This window comes from Micromonospora sp. NPDC093277 (assembly GCF_044765245.1).
Lineage (GTDB): Bacteria > Actinomycetota > Actinomycetes > Mycobacteriales > Micromonosporaceae > Micromonospora.
This window is the reverse complement of record NZ_JBIWJO010000009.1, coordinates 229,674-249,224: the sequence shown is the minus strand read 5'-3', so window position 1 is coordinate 249,224 and position 19,551 is coordinate 229,674. Positions and strand designations below refer to the sequence as shown.

Here is a 19,551-nt window from a genome sequence, read left to right as displayed (position 1 = left end):
GCCGCAACGGACGGGGTCACGAGGCGGTGCACCCGGCCAGCACGTTCCGCAGCCACCTGATCTGCTCCGCGCGCTGCACGCCCGCGCCGCCTTCGTGCCCGTTGTACGGCCACACCGCGATGTCCTTGCCGGCCGACGCGTAGTGGTTGTAGGCGGCGAAGACCGTCGACGGCGGGCAGACGTTGTCCATCAGCGCGACCGAGAAGAGCGCCGGAGCGCCGGAGCGGGCGGCGAAATTGATCCCGTCGAAGTAGTGCAGGGTCGCGAACACCTGGTCGACGTCGCCGCGGTGGGTTTTCAGGTACGACACCAACTCGCCGTAGGGTTGGGCGTCGGTGATCTCGGTGGCGCGCCGATAGTGGCACAGGAAGGGCACGTTGGGCATGACGGCGGCCAGCCCGTCGACCAGGCCGGCGACGGCGAGTGTGATCCCCCCGCCCTGGCTGCCGCCGGTGACCACCACCCGGTCCGGGTCGACGCGGTCGTGCGTCCGCGCGGCGTCGACCGCGCGGACGCCGTCGGTGAAGACCCGGCGGTAGTAGTAGTGCCGGGGGTTGCCGATGCCGCGGGTCATGAAGCCGGGCGTCTGGGGCAGGCCGATCGGGTCGGGGTCCGGCGTGTCGCTCACGAGCGAGCCGTTGCTGCCCTGCCCGCGGGTGTCCATGACGAGGTGGGCGTAGCCGGCGGCGCTCCAGGTGAGCCAGTCGTGCGGCAGGCCGCGTCCGCCGCCGTACCCGATGTACTCGACCACGCAGGGCAGTCGGCCGCTCGTGTGCTGGGGCAGCAGGAACCAGCCGCGCACCGGCTGGCCGGCGAATCCGGGAAAGGTGACGTCGTACACCTCGACGGTGGACAGGCCGGCGTCGTAGGGAACGAACCGGGCGGCCCACTGTGCATCCCGCGACTCCTTCAGTGTCGCGGCCCAGAAGTCGTCGAAGTCGGTCGGCTCGTCGCGGGCGGGCAGGTAGTCGCGGAGACGGTCCAGTGGCCAGTCGACGAGCATGGTGGTCTTCCCTTCTTCGCGGCCGGCGGTCAGGGTCGCAGCTGACCGACCGGGACCCGCCGGAAGGTGATCGTCTCGTTCGCCCCGAAGTTGCCGGTCTCGTAGAGCACGCCGACCGTGTTGGGATCGAGCTGGACCAGGTCCGAGTAGGCGGCGGGGAGGCCGGACAGCGCCAGGGCCGGTCGCCAGGTCACGCCGTGGTCGGCACTCGCCCGCAGGGTCAGCGCCGCGCGGCTGTTCGGGTCCGCGGGGCCGGAGTAGAGCAGCTGGTTGCTCGCACCGGCCAACTGCAGGACAGTGCCCTGCACGACCGGCCCCACGAGCGTGGCCTGCGGACGGTGCGGCAGCTCCAGCGTCTCCCCGCCGTCGCGGCTGTAGGCATCGGCACGGTTGCCCGGCGCGCTGCCGTTGTGCTCACGGGTGTTGACGTAGAGGCGACCGTCGGGCAGCTCGGCCACCGTGGACTCGTTGACGTTGATGTACCCGTCCGGGTTGTCGTCGACGGAACCGATCCGCCAGCTCTCGCCCGCGTCGTCGCTGTAGAGCAGATGCCCGCCGTAGTACTTCGCCTCCGTGCCGAGGTCGGTGGAGCCGGCCGGTGGTGCGATCGAATGGTTGGCCGGGACCACGAGCCGGTCCCGGTGCGCGCCGCGGGCCAGCCGGATCGCGTGGCCCGGGCCGGTGGCATACCAACGCCAGTTCTCCGCCTTGGCCTGCGCGGTGATCTCGCGCGGCGTGGACCAGCTGGCTCCGTCGTCGTCGCTGTGCTGGACGAAGACCCGGCGACTCTGCTCGGCCGGCACCTCGCCGCGCATGATCGCGGCCTCGGACGCGGTCCCGCCGTTGTACGTCGACAGCAGCACGACCCGGCCGGTCGCGGTCACCACGGGCGCGGGGTTGCCCGCGGTGTCGGGGCCGTTGTCGTGTACCACCTGCAGGGGTCCCCAGGTGCATCCGCCGTCGGTCGACCGCTTGAGCACGAGATCGATGTTGCCGGCGTCGCTGAGGGAGGCGAGCCGCCCTTCGGCGAAGGCCAGCAGCGTGCCGGATCGGGTGGCCACGACGGCGGGGATGCGGAACGCGTTGTATCCCTCGGTGTTGGCGGTGAAGGGCACCGATCCTTCGCAGCGTGAGCCCTGAGGGGTCTGTGCCGGCGCCGCCAGGGCTGATGGGACGCCGGCGCCGGCCAGGCTCGCGACCAGGGCGGCGCAACCGACGACGATCGCCGTCCGGAGCACGGGGGCCTTGCGGGTGGTACTGGACACGATGCCACCTTCCTTCGCGTGGTTGGGACGTGGCGGACGGTGCGCGGACCGAACTCTCGACACCGGACGTAGGACGTCCTATCTGACGTTATGGTCGGCCCGGCGGCAAAGGCCAGGTTCCCCGCGACGAACGGTCGATCTGGTGCGGTGAACGGTCGGCAGCAACGACTGGCATCCCATCTCTGCCAGCGCTATGTGTCAGCTGGCCCCCAGTGATCCACTCCATGCGCCGCAAACGGCGGTCTCCGCCGACACAGAAACCACCACTTGCCGCACACGGAGTCGATCAAGGTCTAGCGGGGCGGGAAGGCCCACCATTCACTGACGCACCTCGAAGATGCCGTGTGCGCCCCGCTCGGCGTCCACCATGGAATGACTGACGAACGGGTAGTGACCGGCGGCCGGGAAGGTCATCTCGACGAAGCCGCCGGCGGCGGGGCTGAGCGGCAGCACCTGGGCCCCACCGGGGTCGGTGGGCCTGCTCTCCCAGCGGCCCTCCCGGTAGACGGTGTCGAACTGCGTGCCCACCACGTGGAAGGAGGTGTCCCGGCTCGGGCCGGCGTCGAGCAGCCAGACCCGGACGCGCTCGCCGACGCGGGCGGGCAGCGGACGGTGATCGTACTGGGCGACGTAGCCGTTGAACACGACGGCGTCGGGCCGCTCCGCCTGCATCTTCGCCAGGTCACCCGGTTCCCCGTCGGGGCCGAGGTAGAGCTCGGACTGCACCAGGACGTACTCCCGCTGGACCGGGGGCAGGTCGGGCGGGTCGATGATCACCGCGCCGTACATGCCGTTGCCGATGTGATGCAGCATCGGCATGGTCGAGCAGTGATACATCCAGATGCCGGCGCGGGTGGCGGTGAACCGGTAGGTGAGCCTCTGGCCGGGGTCGATCGGGCGCATCACCTCGTCGGGGGCGACGGCCCCGGCGTGGAAGTCGATGCCGTGGTCCATGGTGCCCTCGTTGACCAGGGTGATCTCGAACGTGTCGCCGATCCGGCCCCGCAGCACCGGTCCGGGCACGGTGCCGTCGAACGTCCAGAGCTGCTGGCGTACCCCCGGGGCGACCTCCCGGACCACCTCCCGGACGTGCAGTTCCCGCCGGTGCAGCCGTCCCGGCGGGACGGGTGGGGCGGTGGCGTCCCGGGCGGTGAAGGCCGGTCCGGGGTCGGCCATGACGTCGATCGACTGATCCGGCGAGGCGGAGCCGGCAGTGGCCGGCGAGGCGGAGCCGGCGGCGGGCGGCGAGGCAGCCGCGCCGGTCGGCACGACCTCGAGCGTCATGCCCGCCTGCCGGTGGCCCGGCAGTGAGCACCAACCCTCGGTGACCTCGCCGATCACACCCGCGTCGAGGCGGGCCGATTCGCCGTTGCCGATGAGCTTGGTGCGCGCGCCGCCGGCCAGTACGAGGTCGTGGCGGCGGGGGTCCCGGTTGGTCAGGTTCACGACGAGGCGGTCACCGGCGGGCACCTCGATCCGGGCGGGGTGGAACCGCATTCCCTCCGCGACCACGTCCACCGTCGTGGTGTGTCCGGTCGGCTGGACGGCGCTGGCAGCCGTCGGTCGATGCTCGGTGGGGCTGGTGACGCGCTGCGCGGCCACGCCGACCAGCACGGCGACCAGGACGAGCGCGATGCCGGTGGCGGCGCCGGCGAGGGATCGGCCGGGCTCGGGCGACGTGGACACGGTCATCTCCGGGCGGTGAGCAGGACGCGGGCGGCCGGCACGAGGAACTGCACCAGCGCGGCGAGGATCAGCAGGGACGTGGTGATGCGGACGTACGGCGGGCTGGGCAGCGCGAAGACCACGAGCGCGGCGTTGGTCATCGCGACCCGCTGCGGGCCGTGCCGGTCCAGCAGAGCCGCGCGGGTCCGGGCGGGGGCGGGCCCGCCGCCCAGAACCACCGGAAGCAGGTGGCTCAGCGACCCGATGAGGACCTGCCCGACGAAGCCGACCAACAGCGGGACGAGCACCACGCCGAAACTGTCCACCGCCGTGGCGGCGTCGGCGGCCGGCAGCAGCGTGGCCGCATCGACCACCAGGGCGACCAGGAGCCAGCCGGTCGCCGCCGTCAGCGACCAGCTCGCGAAGGCGTACGGAGGGCGGGCGCGGGCCACCGCCACCGCCGGCCGGACCGCCACCAGCACACCGAGGGCGAACAACGCCAGTCCCACCGCGGTGACCACCCGCCACCAGGTGAGCAGGCCGAGGCCGAGGAGCACCAGTCCGATGGCGGCCAACGGCAGGGCGCGCACGGCGTCCCGGACCGCGGTGTCGGCCATGCGGGTGCGCAGCATCGTCGGCCAGAGCGTCAGCAGGGTGCCGAGGACCGTGAGGGTGATCCAGCCCAGCAGGTTGACGTGGGCGTGGAACAGCAGCAGCCGGGCCTGGTACCTACCGTCGCTCACCAGCATCCCGGCGCCCACCGGAACACCGGTGAGCAGCGCCAGGCCGGCGGCCAGGTAGTAGTGGACGGTGACGCGGAAGCGGGAGGGCAGCGCCCGACGGAGCTGCCTGGCGAGCCAGGCCAGGTGCCAGACGAGCGCGGCGAAGACCAGGGCGGCACCAGACGCGCCGAGCCAGGGCCGGTCGCCCGCCCCGCCGGTCAGGACGGCCAGCACGCCGACGTTCAACGCGGCCAGCCGCAGGGCTTCGCCCCGGCGGCGGTTTGGCGGTGGCGTACGCAGCAGCGCCGTGCTGAAGTGCGCCGACCAGATGACGATCGCGTTGGTCACCGCGCCGAGCAGGAGCAGGTGGATCGCCAGCCAGCGCCAGGTGGGCAGGAAGGGGTGGACGAAGCCCAGGGCCACGAGCCCGGCCAGGTAGGCCGGCGGCAGGAGTCCGGCCCGGCGGTGCCAGGCCGACCGGCCGGCGGCCCTGGCCTGGGCCTCTCCGGCGGCGGGGATGGACGGTGCGGCGCGTCCGGCGGCCGGTGACGGGTCCGCGCCCGGGGTCCGGGGGTTCGACGACAGGAGGTCCATCAGCGCACCGCCAGGGCCGGCGCCGTGGGGGCGACGGATCGGGCCGTGGCGCGGCCCGCGCTGCGCATCGCGATCACCGCGCAGGCGAGGAAGGCGAGGACGGCCAGCACGTTGAGCACCCCGGCCACCCGCCACACCGGTCGGACGCCCAGCGCGTCGCCGACGACGACCCGCGCCAGCAGGCTGCCGTGCAGGAGGGTCAGCGGCGCGTACAGCCAGGGCCGGTAGGGCAACGGCCGCCGCAGCACCGCCGGCAGGATGACCGGCGCGTGCACGAAGATCATCGACATGGTGAAGCCGAGGAAGACGGCGTGCAGGATGGCGTCGTAGCGGGGGCCGCCGGTGGCCGGGCCGGCACCGGCCCACAGCAGGCCGGCCAACGCCAGCCAGGCGTACCCGGACAGCAGCCCGACCGCGACGTAGCGGGGCAGGCCGACGGCGCGTACGGTGCGGCGGGCGACGTCGTACGCCGTCAGCCACCCGACGGTGGCGAGCAGGCCGATGCCGAACAGATGCGCCCCGACGGCGGGCCAGAGGCTGCTCGCGGTGACCCCGGCGGTGAGCGCGCCGAGCGCGGCCAGGAACCAGGGAACGCCGTGCCGGGGTAGGGCGAGGTGGGCCAGCTCCAGGCGTTCCCCGGCGATGGTCGCCACCACGAAGGTAGCCAGCCAGGGGACGAACTCCGGCACCGCGCTGCCGGCGAGCCACAGCAGGGTGGCGGCGTACCAGGCGAACGCGCCGAGGCCCTGTGCCAGGAGCGAGGGACCGGGCTGCCGTTGCCAGAGCCGGCGGTAGATCAGCAGGAGCAGCACCGCGGCGAGCATGAGCAGCACTTGCCCGGCCAGGGTCGGGCCGGTCAGGACGAGCGTGACGGCACCCGCCCCGGCGCAGGCCGGTGCGAGCAGCGCCCGCCGGGTGCCGAGCGCCACCGCCCGTTCCAGGGCCACCAGGGTGCCGACGAAGCCGAGCACCATCAGCGGGCCGTGCACCTGTTCCAGTGACGTCGGCGGGGCGGGCAGCGGCAGGTCGAGCAGCAGCAGGGCGGCGTACAGCCCGGTCAGCAGGGCGAACCCGCCGGCGGCGAGGACGGGGACCCGCCAGCGCAGCCGGGCCGGCCGGACGGTCATCGCGGGTCAGCCTCGGGTGGCCGGCGCCGGCCCGGGGCGTCGGTCTCCGGCAGGGTCAGGCGGACCACGCAGGCGTCCGGTGCGCCGAACGGCTCGACCACGGCGCCGGCGGGCGGGGCGCCGGCGTGTTCGAGAGCGCCCCGCACGACTCCGACGTGCAGGTTGCAGATCGCGTCGGGGTTGCGGTTGACCAGTTCGAGGAAGGGGCAGGTGTGCAGGTGGATCTCGGTCCGGCCGGCGCCGGTGTGGTGCAGCCGGGGGCTGAAGCCGAGGCCGCGCAGCACGCCGAGGAGGACGTCCGTCGGGTCCTCGCCGGGTGGGGTGACCGCGGCCAGGTGCCGGCCCCAGTCCTGGCCGGCCCGGGTCGCCTCGGCCCGCACGTCACCCCCGGTGCGGCGGGACAGGTGGTCGAGCAGGGCGGCGGCCAGGGCCCGGTACGGCGCGGGCGCTGGCGCCTCCGCGACGGCGATCCGGTAGCGCCAGGCCGGGCGCCCCGGTTGGCCGCCGCTGGCCCGGGCCTTCACGAGCAGTCCGGCGCTGACCAGCCGGTCGAGGTGGGCGCGGGCGGTCGACGGGTGCAGACCGGTCCGCTCCCCCACCTCGGCGATGGTCACGCCTCCGTCGGCGGCCTTGACGATATCCAGGATGGAGACCCGGCTCGCGGTGCCCAGCGCGCGGTACCGCTCTGTGTCGATCATTTCCCCGACCGGCCCTGTTCTCGTGGTTTCCACGGTAGTTAACGTTACAACGTCGTTCGTAGTAGAAACTCGGGGAGTCCCCATGTCGCACTCACACACCACCGCCGACCTGACCGCCGCCCGGGCCGTGGTCCGCCACCACGCCCAGCTCGCGGCCGTGCTCGACCGCCACGTCCGCAGGCTCCTGGAAGCAACGGAGAACAGCGACGACGTACGGGCGCAGGACGTCCGCACGGACCTGCTCGGCTGGCTGCGCGAAGAACTGCTGCCCCACGCGGACGCCGAGGAGACCGCGCTGTACCCGGTGGCCGCCGAGCGGGCCGAAGCCGCGCTGCTGATCCGGGGCATGCGAGCAGAGCACCGGGCCATCACCGACCTGGCGGCCGAGCTCGACGCCACCACCGAGCCGGTACGGCTGGCCGCGACGGCGCGGGCCCTCGCCGCCGTCCTCGCCGTCCACCTCGCCAAGGAGAACGAATTGATCGTCCCGCTGCTGGTGGACGCCGCGGACGTGTCGCTGGCGGCGCTGCTCGACGGCGTACACGATCTGCTGGGCTCCTCGAAGTCGGCCGGTGGCTGCGGCGGGGCCTGCGGGTGCGGTGGCGACGCCGCCACGACGGAGGCCCCGGCGCCGGTGCTGACCATCGACCCCCGCCTGGACGTGCGGCTGCTGCCGCACGACCGCCGACACTCCACGGTGCTGGCGGCGCTGGACGCCGTGCCGGTCGGCGGGGCACTGGTGCTGGTCGCCCCGCACGCGCCCCGACCCCTGCTCGCCGAGATCGAGGCCCGCTACCGGGGCGACATGCACGCCGAGTGGCTTCAGGACGGCCCGGACACGTGGCAGGTCCGGCTGTCCCGGCAGCCGGACCTGGCCTGAGGAAGTCTGCCGGTGCCGGGACGGTCTCCGTCAGGGCCCGCCGTCCCGGCCCGACCGGGTCCTTCGACCCTGTTTCGAGCGGTTCCGGGCGGGCAGCGTTGGACCCGCCAAGCGGTACGGGGAGGTGATGTTCGTGTGCAACTACTGCGGTTGCCGGGACTTCCCGCTGATCGGCCGGCTCTCCACCGAGCACGAGGCGATCGCCAACGCCGCCGGCCGGCTGCGCACCGCCATCGGTTCCGGCGACCCGGCCGCCCTGGCCGCCCTCGACGAGCTGCTGGCCCTGCTGCTGCCACACACCACCACCGAGGAGGACGGGCTCTTCGCCGAGCTGCGCGCCGAGGGCAGCCTCGCCGACGCGGTCACCCAGCTCTGCGCCGAGCACCAGGACATCCACGGCGTGCTCGGCGGCGTCGACCGCCTCGCACCAGACTGGCCGTTGGTGCGAGGCGCGTTGGACCGGCTGCACCGGCACATCGACAACGAGGAGCACGGCCTGTTCCCCGCCGCGGTGATCGCGCTGCCCATCCCCGCCTGGGACCGGATCACCCCGGCCGAGACGGACGCCCGGTGAGCGTACGCCCGCACCGGCCGGCCGGGCACGGCCCGACCCGACACCGGCTGGCCGGTTGCCGGTTCGCCATACCCATGGCGGGCGCCCACGTCCGGCGCGACTTCGACGAACGGTGTCGCCCCGCCTGAACCGGCGTAGCCGCCGCCTCGCCCGAGCCGGGCGGGGTGGCACGCCGGTCCCGCCGGTCCTGTCCGAGGGCCGGTCGCCCGTGGCGCCGGCCCCTCCCCCGCCAGGGAACCCCGCATGCTCGACGACATCCGCGCGGCGTACCGCCGCGACCCCGCCCTGCACGGCATCCACGTGGTGGAGGTACTGCTCTGTCCCGGCCTGTGGGCGGTGTGGAGCCACCGCGTCGCGCACCTGCTGCACCGCGGCCGGCTTCCCCTGCTGCCCCGGCTGCTCAGCCAGCTCACCCGCCTGCTGACCGGCATCGAGATCCACCCTGGCGCGATCGTCGGTCGCCGCCTCTTCATCGATCACGGCGCGGGAGTGGTCATCGGCGAGACCGCCCGCATCGGCGACGACGTCACCATCTACCACCAGGTCACGCTGGGTGCCCGCGGCTGGTGGCAGGACGGCAGAGGAAGCCGGCGCCACCCGACCGTGGGCGACCGGGTGGTGCTGGGCGTGGGCGCCTCGCTGCTCGGGCCCGTACGCGTCGGGAACGACGCCCTTATCGGAGCCCACTGCCTGGTCCTGCACGACGTGCCACCCGGGGCTCGGCTCCAGGCCCCGGAGGCGGCCCTATCCACCCCTACCCGACCTGGGAGAACACCGTGATCTACTCAGACGTCACCGCGCTGATCGGTCGTACCCCGCTGGTGCGGCTGGACCGGCTGGCCCGGGACCTGCCGGTGACCCTGCTCGGCAAGCTGGAGTCCGCCAACCCCGGCGGCAGCGTCAAGGACCGGCTGGCGCTGGCCCTGATCGAGACGGCCGAAGCCAGCGGGGAACTCCGCCCCGGTGGGTCGATCGTCGAGGCGACCAGTGGCAACACGGGCATCGGGCTGGCCATGATCGCGGCCGCCCGCGGCTACCGGGTCACCCTCACCATGCCGGAGAGCATGAGCCTGGAGCGGCGCGCGCTGCTGGCCGCGTACGGCGCCCGGATCGTCCTCACCCCTGCGCGCGAGGGCATGGCGGGCGCGGTCCGTCGGGCCTGGCAGATCGCCGACGACGAGGCGGCGTTCCTGCCCAGGCAGTTCGACAACCCGGCCAACCCGGAGATCCACCGGCGCACGACCGCGGCGGAGATCTGGGCGGACACCGACGGTCGGGTGGACGTCCTGGTCGCCGGGGTCGGGACCGGCGGCACCCTCACCGGCGTCGCCCAGGTGCTGAAGTCGAAGAACCCGGACCTGTGGGCGGTGGCCGTGGAGCCGGCGGAGTCACCGGTGCTCTCCGGCGGCCGGCCCGGTCCGCACGGCATTCAGGGCATCGGCGCCGGTTTCGTGCCCGAGGTGCTCGACCCGACCGGGTACGACGAGATCGTCAAGGTCGACGTGGAAGGGGCGCGGGCGGCGGCACGGCGGCTGGCGCGTACCGAAGGACTGCTCGCCGGGGTGTCCAGCGGTGCCGCTGTGCACGCCGCCTTGCGCGTGGCCGCCCGACCCGGCCACGCCGGCCGGACCGTGGTGGTGGTGCTGCCCGACACCGGCGAGCGGTACCTCACCACTCCCCTGTTCCCGCCGCCCGCGACGGCCTGACGTGGCTGCGGTTCCGGAACCACGGCTCACCCCAGGTGAGCGGCAAGAACCACGAACACCGCCCCGATCAGCATGACCAGCGCGCCCAACCCCGTGACCAGGGCGGTCACCTGCCACGCCTGGTAGGCCCCGAGCAACGCCCCGCGCAGGGTCTCCCCCATGAAGGCGGTCTGCCGCAGCCGGTCGAGCCGCTGGTCGCCGCGGCCCGCGCCCATGCACTCTTCGGCGATCTCCGCGTACGTCCGGCCACCGGTGGCCTGGGCCACGTGGTCGGCGATGAGTTCCGAGTACGCACGCGCCTGGACCCCGGTGGACACCGGGGTCCGGGCGTACCTGGCGAGCGGGGCCGGCAGGCCGGTGGCCGGGAAGGCGATCCGCTGACGGGTCAGTTCCTGGGCGACGCTGCGCCGGCCGAGGAAACCCTGGGCGATCATGACCGGTCCGGCGACCAGCAACAGCACGCCGGTGAGGGTGAGGAGGAGTGTGATCATGCAGACAGCCTGCCCGTGCGGTCAGCCGTCCGGGAGGGCAGCAGGTCCCGACACCGACCGGGCCCCAGGTCCCGACCGGCCGGGTTTCGACGACGCGCAGTCGCGCGCCGCGTCGGTGACCAGTGGCCACAACCGTCGCAGGTCCGCCTCGTCGGGGTCGACGTGCCGGCGCTTGCGTACCCCGTGGTCGCTGAGCACGACGTGCCCGTCAGGGGTGAGGCCGTGCCGACGCAGGGTCGCCGCCACGCAGACCAGCGGACAGCCGTCCAGCGCCAGGAGGGGACGGCCGGAGCGGGCCAACCGCAGCAGTGGTGCCACGTCGCCGAGTTCCCTTCTCACCAGTGCTTCTCCGCGGCGCCGTCGATCGGCACCTCGATCACGGTCGGGCCGGTGCGGCCCAGGCCGTCGTGCAGGGCGTCCGCCAGCTCTCCGGCGCCGTCCGCCCGCGTCGCCGCCACCCCGTACGCCCGGGCCAGGGCAACGGTGTCGATGCCGGGCACCCGGAGACCGGGCACCTCGGCCAGCCCGAGGAAGTCCCGGAAGTCCTCCAGCACCGCGTACCGGTCGTTGCGCAGCACGACGATGGTCACCGGCACGTCGTAGCTGGCGGCGGTCCAGAGCGCCGGCAGGGCGTACTGCAACGCCCCGTCGCCGACCACCGCCGTCACCGACCGGTCCGGCTGCGCCAGCTGCACGCCGATCGCGGCGGGAACACCGAAGCCGAGGCTCGCCCCGGCCGGGCTGTAGTAGCCGCCGGGGCGGCGTAGGCGGATCTGGTCCTGGCAGTCCCGCATGTTCGACACGGACTCGCAGACCACCACACCGTCGGGCGGCAACACCCGGGCGATGGCCGCGTAGACGCCGGCGGCGCTCAGCTGTCCCTCCGGATCGTCGACCGGCTCGGGGCGCGGCCCCGGAGCGCGAGGCCCGGTCCGCGCGAGCGCGGCCTCCTCGGCCAGCATCGCCAGCACGGCCACCGGGTCGGCCAGCACCGCCTGCCCGAGGCTCGCGCGTGCCGCCTCGTCCGGGTCGTCGGTGAGCAGCACCAGCTCGGCGTCCGGCCCCAACAGCTGCCCCGGCGCGTACGGGTAGTAACGGAAGGCGCTGGCCCCCGCCACCAGCACGAAGTCGTGCCCGCGCAGCGCCTTGCCCACCCCGGCCTCGGTCGCCGGCAGGACGCCCTGGAACGCCGGGTGCGTGGTGGGGAAGCCGCAGCGCGGCTCCAGCGGCGCCCAGTGGACCGGGAGCCGGCACCGGTCCGCCAGCCGGACCGCCGCCACCCATCCCGCCGGGCTGTCCAGGCCCGCGCCGACGAGGAGCACCGGCGAGCGCGCCGCCGCCAGCCGGGCAGCGAGATTTCGTACGAGTTGAGCGTCGACGCCGGCACCGACGCTGACCCGCCGCTCGGCGAGGATCCGTACCTGGTCGACCTCGACCTGGGCCGTCCAGTCGTCCATCGGTAGCGAGACCAGCACCGGCCCGCGCGGCGGCAGGGCGGCCAGGTGCGCGGCCCGGGCCAGGGCAGCGGGGACATCCTCCGCCCGGGGCGGCTCGACGCTCCACTTCACGAGGGGTCGGGGCAGCACGGTCGGCTCCGGGTTGGTCAGCAGCGCGGGCCCGGTGAGCAGGGCCCGGACCTGCTGCCCGGCGGTCAGCACCAACGGGGTGCGGGCCGCAGCGGCGTTCACCAGCGCGCCCATCGCGGTCGCCACCCCGGGTGCGCTGTGCAGGTTGACCAGTGCGGGACGCCCGGTGGCCTGGGCGTAACCGTCGGCCATCCCGACCACCACGCCCTCCTGCAGGCCGAGGACGTAGCGGAAGTCGGGCGGAAGGCCGGCGAGCATGGGTAGCTCGGTCGAGCCGGGATTGCCGAACACGGTGGTCAGGTGGTGCGACCGGAAGATGTCGAAGGCCGCCTCTCGTACCGAGATCATGCCTGAGGCTGGCCCGGCGGAACCGACACCCGACAGCGGCGGAAGGCCCGACCGGAACGGGTCGGACGGCCGTGGCGGCTCAGGTTTCGAGGGCCAGCCTGTCCGCGCCGGGGAACGTCCCCGGCTGGTAGCCGCACGCCGGGTCCTCGCCCCAGAGGTCACCGGTCATCGCGTACGCCCGGGCACGGGATCCGCCGCAGACGGCCCGAAACTCGCAGGCACCGCAGCGGCCACCCAACTGTCCCGGGTCCCGCAGTCCGGTGAACAGCTCCGAGTCGCGGTAAATCTCCACCAGCGACCGCTGCCGCACGTTGCCGGCCGAAACCGGGAGGAACCCGCTGGGGTGCACGTCCCCGCGATGCGAGACGAAGACGAAGCCGTTGCCGGCGCTGACCCGCAGCGGCGCCCGGCGCACCCGGACGGCCCGCCCGAGCAGGCCGTGCTCCTCCAGCCGGGCGCGCAGGCCTCGATACGTCGGCCCCAGCCCGAGCGCCGCCACGTGGTCCTCGCCGCGCCGCGCGAGGGCGTCGCGCTGCAGGCAGACCCGCCGGAAGTGATGCGCTTCCGTGGTCTTCACCGGCACGGTCTCGCCGAGGTCGTAGAGCACGTTCAGCACGTCCTCGGCCTCCGCCGCGTCCAGGCCGGCCAGTGCCCGCCCCCGCCCGGTGGGTACGAGGAAGAAGACGCTCCACAGCAGCGCTCCCCGCTCGCGTACGTGGGCGGCGATCGCGGGCAGGTCGTGCACCGTGTCCCGGGTGACCGTGGTGTTGATCTGGACCTTGAGGCCCAGGTCCCGCGCGTCACGCCAGGCCCGGTCGGTGAGCTGCCAGACTCCCGGCACGCCCCGGAACCCGTCGTGCCCGGCAGGGGTGGCCGCGTCCACGCTCAGCGAGATGGCCCGGGCGCCGGCGTCCCGGAGGCCGGCCAGGGCGCTCCGGGTGAGGGTCGGCGTACCGGAGGGCGACACGGAGACCGGCAGGCCCAGCTCGCTGCCCCGGCGCACCAGCTCCGCCAGGTCCGGCCGCTGGAACGGGTCGCCACCGGTGATCACGAACAGCGGCGCCGGACGACCGAAGGCCGCCACCTGCGCCATGAGGGCGGTGGCCTCCTCGGTGTCCAGTTCGGCGGCGTCGCGCAGTGGGCGGGCGGAGGCACGGCAGTGCAGGCAGGCCAGCGGGCACGCCTGGGTGGCCTCCCAGATGACGATGAAGGGCCGCTCCCGCACGTCCTGTCGGGGCAGCCGCACGGCCCTGCCCGCCCCTGCCGGGCGCTCCCGCCCTCCCGGCGTGATCGCGTCTGTCACGACCGGGACGCTGCCCGGCGGTAACGCCACGGGCCAGGGACCGGTGACCCGGGCCGGAGGGCCTTCCTGGGCTCAGCGGTCGAGGTCGGAGCCGCCTCGGTCAACCACGGGCACAACCGCCCCACGATTTCGGGACCTTCGGCCCGGAACAGCGGCAATACGTGCCGGCAGGCTGGCTGGGACACCCGTGCGGCGCCCGGTGAGCGGCCGGCGAGGACCTCGATTCCGTTGTGGGAGTGCGTATGTCGGCGAGCTACGAGCCAGGTGACCACGGCGCTGGTCCGGCGACCACCGTCCGCGTGCGCTACTTCGGCGGCACCCGCGTCGCCGCCGGGGCATCGGAGGAGGACCACCGGGCGAGCACCCTGGCGGAGCTGCTCGACCGGATGGGTGAGGCACACGGGTGGCGGCTGCGGGCAGCACTGCGGGCCTGCAGTTTCCTCGTGAACGGCACCCAGTGGCGTGACCGGCACGCCGTCCTGCCGTCGTCGGCCACGGTCGACGTGCTTCCGCCGTTCGCCGGCGGCTGACCCCAAGGAGAGACCATGACCGACCCGAGGCTGGACGACTGGCTCGCCACCGCTGCGGCGGCACTCGACCTGCCCACCCCGTCGACCGACGAGTGCCGAGCGGTCCTCGACCTGGTCCGGGACGTGGCGCACGGCGTCTGCCGGCCGGCGGCGCCACTGGGCGCGTACCTGGTCGGAGTGGCCGTCGGACGCGGCGCGGACCCGGACGCGGCGCGGGTCGCCGTCGCCGCACTGGTTCCGCAGGAGACGCGGTGATCACCACCGCCGCGCCGCGCCGCAAGGAGCACGGAACCCGGCTCACCGAGTGGACGCAGGCGCGCCGCCTCGCCCACGACCTGGCCTCTCCCCTGCCCGCCGAGGAGGTGCCGCTCGCGTCGGCGGCCGGCCGCACCCTCGCCGCACCGCTTTCGGCCAGGGTGCCGCTGCCGGGGTTCGACAACGCGGCCATGGACGGGTACGCCGTCCGGGGCCGCGGTCCGTGGCGGGTCGTCGACCGGGTGCTCGCCGGCCGCGCCCACGTCTCGTCGTCGCTGGCCGAGCAGACCGCCGTCGAGATCGCCACCGGCGCTCCCGTACCTGAAGGGACGGAGCGGGTGGTGCCCTACGAGACCGCGGAGCGCGTCGGTGACACGGTGTGGGCGTCGCCGGGCGACCGCCGGCACGTCCGGCGTCGCGGCGAGTACGCCCGTCCGGGGCAGGAACTCCTATCGGCGGGCAGGGCCGTCACCCCGCCGGCGTTGGGCCTGGCCGCCAGCGTCGGTCTGGACACGCTCACCGTGTACACCCGCCCCAGGGTGCGGATGATCGTCAGCGGGAACGAGCTGGTGTCCACCGGACTGCCCCGTTGGGGACAGGTCCGCGACGCGATCGGTCCGATGCTGCGACCGCTGCTGATGTCGTGGCGGGCAGAGCTGCTCGACTCCCGCATGGTCGGCGACGAACTCGACTGGTTCGCCGCCGCGGTCGCCGGCAGCATCATCGACGCGGACGTGACGATCGTGTGCGGCGCGTCGTCGGTCGGGCCCGCGGACGGACTGCACCACGCGTTGGGCAGCCTCGACGCCACGGTGCACGTCGACGGCGTCGCCTGCCGGCCCGGCCACCCGCAGGTGCTCGCCCAGGTGGGGCAGAAGTGGATCGTGGGGCTGCCCGGCAACCCGTACGCCGCGCTCGTCGCGGCGCTCACCCTGGTGGAACCGCTGCTGGCCGGGCTCACCGGGTTGCCGCTGTCCCCACTGGAGACCGCGGCGCTCGTCGGCGCACCGCCGGCCGACGAACGGAACACCCGGATCGTGCCGGTCCGGCGGTCGGGGCAGGTCGTGCAGCTCGTCGAGGGCGGGCAGCCCGGCCAGCTGAGCGGCGCCGCCGACGCGGACGCCTTCGCCGTCGTGCCGCCCGGTTGGCGGGGCGAGGCCCCGGTGCAACTGCTACGCCTGGACCGCTGACGTTCGCTCTGCCCGGCTGGCTGCGAGGTGGCCGGTTGGCTGCGGGGTGGCCGGTTGGCGGTGGGGTGGCCGGTTGGCGGTGGGGTGGCCGGTTGGCGGTGGGGTGGCCGGTTGGCGGTGGGGTGGCCGGTTGGCGGTGGGACACCAGCCCCAAGCCCGTGGCGGGCGGTCACGCCACCGGGAAGACGATGCCCTCGCTTTGGATATGTCGGTGAGACATATTTATGTCTCACCGACATATCGCTGAGACCTGATCGGCCGGATGGCCGCGACACGCGGACCTGCCGAGCACGCGACACGACCCGGGCGGCACGACCACCCGGCACGCCGCGCCACGTCGGTGACGAGAGCTCGCCCGTACTGGCCAGGCCCGGTATCCCAACCGTGCCGGATGGCGCGCCCCCGCGCGCTACTGGCGGCGGACCCGGGACTGACTGCGCACAGGCCATGGCGGCGGACCCGGGACGGACCGCGCACAGGCCGTGGCGGCGGCCGGAGGGGTTCCGGTCGCCGCCACAGCCGCAGGTTCAGGAGGGGCGCTCGGCTCCCTTGCGGGCATAGAAGTGCCAGGCCAGCGCCACGCAGGCGGCGAAGAAGACGGCCCAGCCGAGGTAGAAGGCGGTGGCCGGGACGCTGGCCAGCCCGATACCGAACAGGAACGGCCCGAAGGCGGCGATGGCGGCGGTCCAGCCGATCACCCCGCCCGCCTGCCGGCGCTCGAAGATCATCGGCATCTGCTTGAAGGTCGAGGCGTTGCCGACGCCCGCGAAGAAGAAGATGCCCAGCATGCCGGCGACGAAGAACTTGAACTCGCCGAGCGAGGACGGGGTGAGCCAGAACGCGGTGAAGACGGTCGAGGCGGTCATGCCGACGCCCGACACGACGGTCCAGACGGCGCCACCGAAGCGGTCGCAGAGCGGCCCCCACGCCACCCGGGCCGCCGAGCCCACCAGCGGGCCGAGGAACGCCCACTTCAGCGGGTCCGGAGCGTCCGGGAACGTGCCGTACAGATTCTTGATCAGCAGACCGAACTGCGCCGCGAAGCCGGAGAACGCGCCGAACGTCATCAGGTAGAGCGCGGTCATGATCCAGGTGTGCTTCTCCCGGAAGATGTCCAACTGCTGGCGGACGTTGGCCTGCACCGGCACGCTCTTGAGGAAGAACCAGGCCAGCACGGCACCGGCGACCACCCAGGGGATGAAGACGAGGCCGGCGTTGTGCAGCCAGATCGACTCGCCGAGCCCCTTCGCCGGCTTGACCACCTTCTCCGGGCCGATGCTCGCCGTGCCGAGCAGGGCGAAGCCGATCACCCACGGCACCAGGAACTGCACCACGCTGACGCCAAAGTTGCCCACGCCCGCCTGGATGCCCAGCGCCACGCCCTGCTTGCGTTTGGGGAAGAAGTACGACGTGCTCGGCATGAAGCCGGAGAAGACGCCGCCGCCGATGCCGCAGAGGAAGGCGAGCGCGAGCAGCACGGCGTAGGGCGTCGTGGCCTCCCGTACGGCCCAGCCCCACCCGACCAGCGGCACGATCAGCAGCAGCGTGGAGGCCGAGACGAGTTTGCGGGTCCCGAGCACCGGCGGCAGGAACATCCAGATCAGGCGCAGCAGACCACCGGCCAGGCCGGGCATCGCCGCCAGCCAGTACAGCTCGGTGGTGCTGAGCCCGAACCCGATGTTGTTCAGCCGGGGCGCGATCGCCGAGACGAGGAACCAGGTGATGAAGGCCAGCGTCAGGTTGTACGTGGTGACGCTGAGGGTCCGCCACGCCAGCCGCTGGTCCCAGGTGTCGGCCTCCGGATTCCAGTCCGCCAACCACTCCCGGCCCTTCCGGGCGGGAGGCTCCTCCGCCGGGAGGCCACCGGTGCCGGCCTCCGGGGGTCGTAGTGCCGTGGTCATCGCGCTGCTCCTCGCTGTCGCCGAACGGTTCGGGACTTCTGTCAGCCTGTTCGGGGACAACTCACCAGGACACGGCCGACGGTCCGCCGACGGACGGGACCAAGGTCCCGCCCATCAGCGGAAACGCTGCTCACGCGGGCGTCGGCTCGACATTTCGCGCCAGGTCGGGGCTGCGGTCGTGCAGCATCCGGTGCACCGTGACGTGCATCCACAGCCCGGCCGCAGCGGTCAGCAGGAAGATGATCGCGAAGGTCGTCTGCGGCAGGCCGGTCCAGGCCTGGGCGTACGCGAACAGCGGCGGCAGGGCGAACCCGCCCAGCGCGCCGAGCATGCCGACCAGGCCGCCGACCGCGCCGACGTCGTTCGGGAAGTACTCCGGAATGTGCTTGAACACCGCCGCCTTCCCGATGCCCATCGCGATCCCGACCACGAACACGGCCACGGTGAACGGCAGCACGCCGAGCTGGTAGGGCAGCACCTCGCGTACGCCGTCGGCCTCGTAGCGCTCCGGCACGTACAGCACGATGTGGCCGTAGGGCATGGCGAGGAAGAGGCTGGCCGCCGCCATGGTCGCGAAAGTGCCGTACATGACCCGGCGGGCACCGAACCGGTCCGACAGCCAGCCACCCACGGGTCGCAGCAGGCTGGCCGGGAAGATGAACAACGCGGTCAGCAGCGCCGCCTGGTAGAGCGGCAGCCCGAACACGTCGACGTAGTACTTCGGCAGCCAGGCGGAGAGCGCCACGTAGGCGCCGAACACCACCACGTAGTAGAGGCTGAACCGCCAGACCCGCAGCTGCCGCAACGGCCGGAACATCTCGCCGAGCGGTCGCCCGTGGCCGGGTCGACGGTCCTGCCGGGGCGTGCCGAGCCACACCGCCACGGCCATGACCACGAGCAGCACCGCGTACAGGAACGGGACGAAGCGCCAGCCGCCGGGGATCACGCCGCCCGCGTACCCGGCGACCGGCACGGCGGCGATGAGCGTGGGCCCGATGAACTTGGTCACCGAGGCGCCGACGTTGCCGGCGCCGAACACGCCGAGCGCGAAGCCCTGCCGGTCCTGCGGGGTCCAGGCGGACACCCACGAAACTCCCACGCTGAAGGCGTTGCCGCCGAAGCCGGCGAGGAAGGCGTAGAGCAGCAGGGCCTGGTAGCTGCCGGCCTGCGAAACCAGGTAGGTGGGGATCGCGGTGAAGAGCAGCAGCGCGACGAAGACCACCCGACCCCCGAGCCGGTCGGCGAGCACCCCGCCGAGCAGCCGCCACGCGGCACCGTTGAGGATCGCGACGGACGACAGCCAGGACAGTTGCACGTCGGTCAGGCCCAGCTCGGCGCGGATCGGGATGCCGAGCACCCCGAACATGAGCCACACCGCGAACATCAGCGTGAAGCCGGCGCTGGACAGCACCAGGAGCCGGCCACCACCTCCGCCCCGGCCCGTGTTCGTTGTTTCCTCGGTCGCTGACATCTGGTTCTCCCTCGCAGGTCCGGCCGCGCTCGTGCGCGGCGGCTCCACTGTCGGGTGCGCAAAACGGCCCTGATACGGGCCGGCGGTCCCCCGCCCCGGGTCCAAGGTCACGAGGCACAAGGCCCGGGCGCACAAAGCGGCGGCGAGAGGTGACCGGCCCGGGACCCTAGGCCCGGACGAACGGGAGAAAGGTCCCGGTTTGACGGCGGGTTGATGGGGTTAGCCTCGCCCCGGGATGCCGG

Annotated in this window: 19 protein-coding genes; 7 read left to right on the top strand and 12 right to left on the bottom strand. The window is 73.5% G+C overall.

Translation table 11 applies throughout. From position 1 onward, the window contains the following. Positions 1-16 precede the first annotated feature (16 nt). The 6 genes from ACIRG9_RS21510 to ACIRG9_RS21485 form a co-directional block, all read right to left on the bottom strand. Entirely contained in the window at positions 17-1,003 is a 987-nt protein-coding gene (locus ACIRG9_RS21510; protein WP_402858530.1) for an acetylxylan esterase, read from the bottom strand. A gap of 29 nt (positions 1,004-1,032) precedes the next feature. Continuing rightward, positions 1,033-2,268, bottom strand: coding sequence for an exo-alpha-sialidase (locus ACIRG9_RS21505; protein WP_402858527.1), 1,236 nt, complete (start codon positions 2,266-2,268; stop codon positions 1,033-1,035). A gap of 318 nt (positions 2,269-2,586) precedes the next feature. After that, entirely contained in the window at positions 2,587-3,960 is a 1,374-nt protein-coding gene (locus ACIRG9_RS21500; protein ID WP_402858524.1) for a multicopper oxidase domain-containing protein, read from the bottom strand. Beyond that, positions 3,957-5,249 (bottom strand): hypothetical protein, encoded by a 1,293-nt coding sequence (locus ACIRG9_RS21495; protein ID WP_402858521.1) that lies wholly within the window; start codon positions 5,247-5,249, stop codon positions 3,957-3,959. Before ACIRG9_RS21495 ends, ACIRG9_RS21500 begins: the two co-directional genes overlap by 4 nt. Further along, complete coding sequence (locus tag ACIRG9_RS21490; protein WP_402858518.1) at positions 5,249-6,376, bottom strand: hypothetical protein; 1,128 nt, start codon at positions 6,374-6,376, stop codon at positions 5,249-5,251. Before ACIRG9_RS21490 ends, ACIRG9_RS21495 begins: the two co-directional genes overlap by 1 nt. After that, positions 6,373-7,074, bottom strand: coding sequence for a helix-turn-helix transcriptional regulator (locus ACIRG9_RS21485; RefSeq protein WP_402858515.1), 702 nt, complete (start codon positions 7,072-7,074; stop codon positions 6,373-6,375). The genes ACIRG9_RS21490 and ACIRG9_RS21485 overlap by 4 nt, the downstream gene beginning before the upstream one ends. Before the next feature lie 82 nt (positions 7,075-7,156). On the opposite strand from ACIRG9_RS21485, the gene ACIRG9_RS21480 reads away from it, so the two are divergent. The 4 genes from ACIRG9_RS21480 to cysK all read left to right on the top strand — a co-directional run bounded on the left by ACIRG9_RS21480 (position 7,157) and on the right by cysK (position 10,234). Continuing rightward, positions 7,157-7,954, top strand: a complete 798-nt coding sequence (locus ACIRG9_RS21480; RefSeq protein WP_402858512.1) for a DUF2249 domain-containing protein — start codon at positions 7,157-7,159, stop codon at positions 7,952-7,954. A 133-nt stretch (positions 7,955-8,087) separates the two neighbouring features. Next, a complete protein-coding gene (locus ACIRG9_RS21475) occupies positions 8,088-8,528 on the top strand; it encodes a hemerythrin domain-containing protein (protein WP_402858509.1) in 441 nt (146 codons plus the stop codon). A 243-nt stretch (positions 8,529-8,771) separates the two neighbouring features. Next, complete coding sequence (gene epsC / locus ACIRG9_RS21470) at positions 8,772-9,308, top strand: serine O-acetyltransferase EpsC (protein ID WP_402858506.1); 537 nt, start codon at positions 8,772-8,774, stop codon at positions 9,306-9,308. Further along, positions 9,305-10,234 (top strand): cysteine synthase A, encoded by a 930-nt coding sequence (cysK, locus tag ACIRG9_RS21465; protein WP_402858504.1) that lies wholly within the window; start codon positions 9,305-9,307, stop codon positions 10,232-10,234. The genes epsC and cysK overlap by 4 nt, the downstream gene beginning before the upstream one ends. A 26-nt stretch (positions 10,235-10,260) precedes the next feature. On the opposite strand, the gene ACIRG9_RS21460 is transcribed toward cysK, so the two are convergent. From ACIRG9_RS21460 to ACIRG9_RS21445, 4 genes are all read right to left on the bottom strand, one after another. After that, positions 10,261-10,725 (bottom strand): hypothetical protein, encoded by a 465-nt coding sequence (locus ACIRG9_RS21460; protein ID WP_402858501.1) that lies wholly within the window; start codon positions 10,723-10,725, stop codon positions 10,261-10,263. A 21-nt stretch (positions 10,726-10,746) separates the two neighbouring features. Further along, entirely contained in the window at positions 10,747-11,064 is a 318-nt protein-coding gene (locus ACIRG9_RS21455) for a putative zinc-binding protein (protein WP_402858498.1), read from the bottom strand. Then, positions 11,061-12,659, bottom strand: a complete 1,599-nt coding sequence (gene mdlC / locus ACIRG9_RS21450; protein WP_402858495.1) for a benzoylformate decarboxylase — start codon at positions 12,657-12,659, stop codon at positions 11,061-11,063. The genes ACIRG9_RS21455 and mdlC overlap by 4 nt, the downstream gene beginning before the upstream one ends. A 79-nt stretch (positions 12,660-12,738) precedes the next feature. Next, positions 12,739-13,905 carry a TIGR04053 family radical SAM/SPASM domain-containing protein gene (locus ACIRG9_RS21445; RefSeq protein ID WP_402858786.1) on the bottom strand — a complete coding sequence of 389 codons (1,167 nt, stop codon included), beginning with the start codon at positions 13,903-13,905 and terminating at the stop codon, positions 12,739-12,741. Positions 13,906-14,204: 299 nt separating this feature from the next. Between ACIRG9_RS21445 and ACIRG9_RS21440 the strand changes: the two genes are divergently transcribed. From ACIRG9_RS21440 to ACIRG9_RS21430, 3 genes are read left to right on the top strand one after another with little or no spacing between them, the layout of a single operon-like run. Next, positions 14,205-14,492, top strand: coding sequence for a MoaD/ThiS family protein (locus tag ACIRG9_RS21440; protein ID WP_402858492.1), 288 nt, complete (start codon positions 14,205-14,207; stop codon positions 14,490-14,492). A 15-nt stretch (positions 14,493-14,507) separates the two neighbouring features. Continuing rightward, complete coding sequence (locus tag ACIRG9_RS21435; protein WP_402858489.1) at positions 14,508-14,747, top strand: DUF6457 domain-containing protein; 240 nt, start codon at positions 14,508-14,510, stop codon at positions 14,745-14,747. Further along, on the top strand, positions 14,744-15,937 hold the full coding sequence (locus tag ACIRG9_RS21430; RefSeq protein ID WP_402858486.1) for a molybdopterin molybdotransferase MoeA: 1,194 nt from the start codon (positions 14,744-14,746) through the stop codon (positions 15,935-15,937). The genes ACIRG9_RS21435 and ACIRG9_RS21430 overlap by 4 nt, the downstream gene beginning before the upstream one ends. 527 nt (positions 15,938-16,464) lie before the next feature. Here ACIRG9_RS21430 and ACIRG9_RS21425 read toward each other — a convergent pair. Together ACIRG9_RS21425 and ACIRG9_RS21420 are read right to left on the bottom strand one after the other, a co-directional pair. Further along, positions 16,465-17,838, bottom strand: a complete 1,374-nt coding sequence (locus ACIRG9_RS21425; RefSeq protein ID WP_402858483.1) for an MFS transporter — start codon at positions 17,836-17,838, stop codon at positions 16,465-16,467. Between the two features lie 130 nt (positions 17,839-17,968). Next, entirely contained in the window at positions 17,969-19,309 is a 1,341-nt protein-coding gene (locus tag ACIRG9_RS21420; protein WP_402858480.1) for a nitrate/nitrite transporter, read from the bottom strand. Positions 19,310-19,551 lie beyond the last annotated feature (242 nt).

What these genes read in the sequence shown, in the direction of transcription:
- ACIRG9_RS21510 (WP_402858530.1), bottom strand. Translation starts at nt 1,003, where the DNA reads ATGCTCGTCGACTGGCCACTGGACCGTCTCCGCGACTACCTGCCCGCC.
- ACIRG9_RS21500 (WP_402858524.1), bottom strand. Translation starts at nt 3,960, where the DNA reads ATGACCGTGTCCACGTCGCCCGAGCCCGGCCGATCCCTCGCCGGCGCC.
- ACIRG9_RS21495 (WP_402858521.1), bottom strand. Translation starts at nt 5,249, where the DNA reads ATGGACCTCCTGTCGTCGAACCCCCGGACCCCGGGCGCGGACCCGTCA.
- ACIRG9_RS21490 (WP_402858518.1), bottom strand. Translation starts at nt 6,376, where the DNA reads ATGACCGTCCGGCCGGCCCGGCTGCGCTGGCGGGTCCCCGTCCTCGCC.
- ACIRG9_RS21485 (WP_402858515.1), bottom strand. Translation starts at nt 7,074, where the DNA reads ATGATCGACACAGAGCGGTACCGCGCGCTGGGCACCGCGAGCCGGGTC.
- ACIRG9_RS21480 (WP_402858512.1), top strand. Translation starts at nt 7,157, where the DNA reads ATGTCGCACTCACACACCACCGCCGACCTGACCGCCGCCCGGGCCGTG.
- epsC (WP_402858506.1), top strand. Translation starts at nt 8,772, where the DNA reads ATGCTCGACGACATCCGCGCGGCGTACCGCCGCGACCCCGCCCTGCAC.
- ACIRG9_RS21460 (WP_402858501.1), bottom strand. Translation starts at nt 10,725, where the DNA reads ATGATCACACTCCTCCTCACCCTCACCGGCGTGCTGTTGCTGGTCGCC.
- mdlC (WP_402858495.1), bottom strand. Translation starts at nt 12,659, where the DNA reads ATGATCTCGGTACGAGAGGCGGCCTTCGACATCTTCCGGTCGCACCAC.
- ACIRG9_RS21440 (WP_402858492.1), top strand. Translation starts at nt 14,205, where the DNA reads ATGTCGGCGAGCTACGAGCCAGGTGACCACGGCGCTGGTCCGGCGACC.
- ACIRG9_RS21435 (WP_402858489.1), top strand. Translation starts at nt 14,508, where the DNA reads ATGACCGACCCGAGGCTGGACGACTGGCTCGCCACCGCTGCGGCGGCA.
- ACIRG9_RS21425 (WP_402858483.1), bottom strand. Translation starts at nt 17,838, where the DNA reads ATGACCACGGCACTACGACCCCCGGAGGCCGGCACCGGTGGCCTCCCG.
- ACIRG9_RS21420 (WP_402858480.1), bottom strand. Translation starts at nt 19,309, where the DNA reads ATGTCAGCGACCGAGGAAACAACGAACACGGGCCGGGGCGGAGGTGGT.